Genomic DNA, 2089 nt, shown 5'->3' with positions numbered 1-2089 from the left:
GATCAGGCCGACGCCGGGGGTCGAGTGGCGCACCTTGGCGATCGTCGCGTCGACCTTGTGGCCGGGCAACTGTCCGCCTTCGCCGGGCTTTGCGCCCTGCGCCATCTTGATCTGCATCATGTCGGAGTTGACGAGATATTCCGTCGTGACGCCGAAGCGGCCCGAGGCGACCTGCTTGATCGCCGAGCGCATGGAATCGCCGTTGGCGAGCGGCTTGAACCGATCGGCTTCCTCGCCGCCTTCGCCGGTGTTCGACTTGCCGCCGATCCGGTTCATTGCGATCGCCAAGGTCGTATGCGCTTCGCGCGAGATCGAGCCAAAGCTCATCGCGCCGGTGGCAAAGCGCTTGACGATGTCCTTGGCCGGCTCGACCTCGTCGAGCGGAACGGGTTTGCGCTTCTCGTCCGCGGCGCTCTTGATCCGGAACAGGCCGCGCAGCGTCACCAGCCGCTCCGACTGCTCGTTGAGGATCTTTGCAAAGGCCCGGTAGCGCTCCTGCGAATTGCCGCGCACGGCGTGCTGCAGGGCCGAGACCGACTCCGCAGTCCAGGCATGGTCCTCGCCGCGGGTGCGGAAAGCATATTCGCCGCCGACATCGAGCGCGCTCTTGTAGACCAGCGCGTCGCCGAAGGCATCGACATGGCGGCGCGTGGTCTCCTCGGCGATCTCGGAGAGGCCCACGCCCTCGATGCGGGTGTGGGTGCCGGCGAAGAATTTTGCGGTGAAGTCGGCCTTGAGGCCGACGGCGTCAAAGATCTGCGCGCCGCAATAGGACTGATAGGTGGAGATGCCCATCTTCGACATCACCTTCAACAGGCCCTTGCCGATCGACTTGATGTAGCGCTTGACCACCTCGTAATCGTCGAGCGAGACCGGCAGGCGGTCCTTCATCGCGATGATGGTCTCGAAGGCGAGATAGGGATTGATCGCCTCGGCGCCGTAGCCTGCGAGGCAGGCGAAGTGATGCACCTCGCGCGGCTCGCCGCTCTCGACTACGAGTCCGACCGAGGTGCGCAATCCGGTGCGGATCAAATGATGATGCACGGCGGCGCAAGCGAGCAGGCAGGGGATCGCGATCCGCTCGGCCGAGACCTTGCGGTCTGAGAGGATGATGATGTTGACGCCCTCGCGCACCTCGGCCTCCGCGCGCGCACAGAGGTTGTCGAGGGTCTGCTCGAGACCCGCGGCGCCGAGGCTCGCATCATAGGTGGTGTCGAGCGTCGCCGACTTGAAATGGGCTTCGGCAAGATCCGAGATCGAGCGGATCTTTTCCAGGTCCGCATCGGTCAGGATCGGCTGGCGCACTTCGAGCCGCTTGGTCGAGGCGAGGCCTTTGAGGTCGAACAGGTTCGGCCGCGGCCCGATGATCGAGACGAGGCTCATCACCAGCTCCTCGCGGATCGGGTCGATCGGCGGGTTGGTGACCTGCGCAAAGTTCTGCTTGAAGTAGGTGAACAGCAGTTTTGGCTTGTCGGACAGCGCCGAGATCGGCGTGTCGTTGCCCATCGAGCCGGTGGCCTCCTCGCCGGTCGCGGCCATCGGCGTCATCAGGATCGAGATGTCTTCCTGGGTGTAGCCGAACGCCTGCTGGCGATCGAGCAGCGGCAAATTGGAGCGCACGCCGGTGACCGGCGCATCCGGCAGCTCCTCGAGCACGATCTGGGTGCGGTCGAGCCAGTCGCGATAGGGATGGCTCTTCGCAAGATCCGCCTTGATCTCGTCGTCGGGAATGAGGCGGCCCTGTTCGAGATCGACCAGCAGCATTTTTCCTGGCTGCAGCCGCCACTTGGTGACGATCTGGTCCTCGGGAATCTTCAGGACGCCCATTTCGGACGCCATCACGATGCGGTCGTCGCTGGTGACGAGATAGCGCGCGGGGCGGAGGCCGTTGCGGTCGAGCGTGGCGCCGATCTGGCGGCCGTCGGTGAACGCGATCGCGGCGGGGCCGTCCCACGGCTCCATCAGCGCGGCGTGATATTCGTAGAAGGCGCGGCGCTCCTCGCTCATCAGCGGATTGCCGGCCCACGCCTCCGGAATCATCATCATCACGGCATGCGGCAGCGAGTAGCCGCCCTGCACCAGAAATTCG

Annotated in this window: 1 protein-coding gene; it reads right to left on the bottom strand. The window is 64.9% G+C overall.

Annotated features, from left to right (window positions below):
- On the bottom strand, nucleotides 1–2089 hold a 2089-nt coding region (locus JOZ76_RS05660; RefSeq protein ID WP_291697648.1), incomplete at both ends, for a glutamate synthase central domain-containing protein.

Origin of the sequence: Bradyrhizobium sp. (assembly GCF_019244115.1) — a bacterium.
Lineage (GTDB): Bacteria > Pseudomonadota > Alphaproteobacteria > Rhizobiales > Xanthobacteraceae > Bradyrhizobium.
This window is presented reverse-complemented; position numbering and strand designations above follow the sequence as displayed.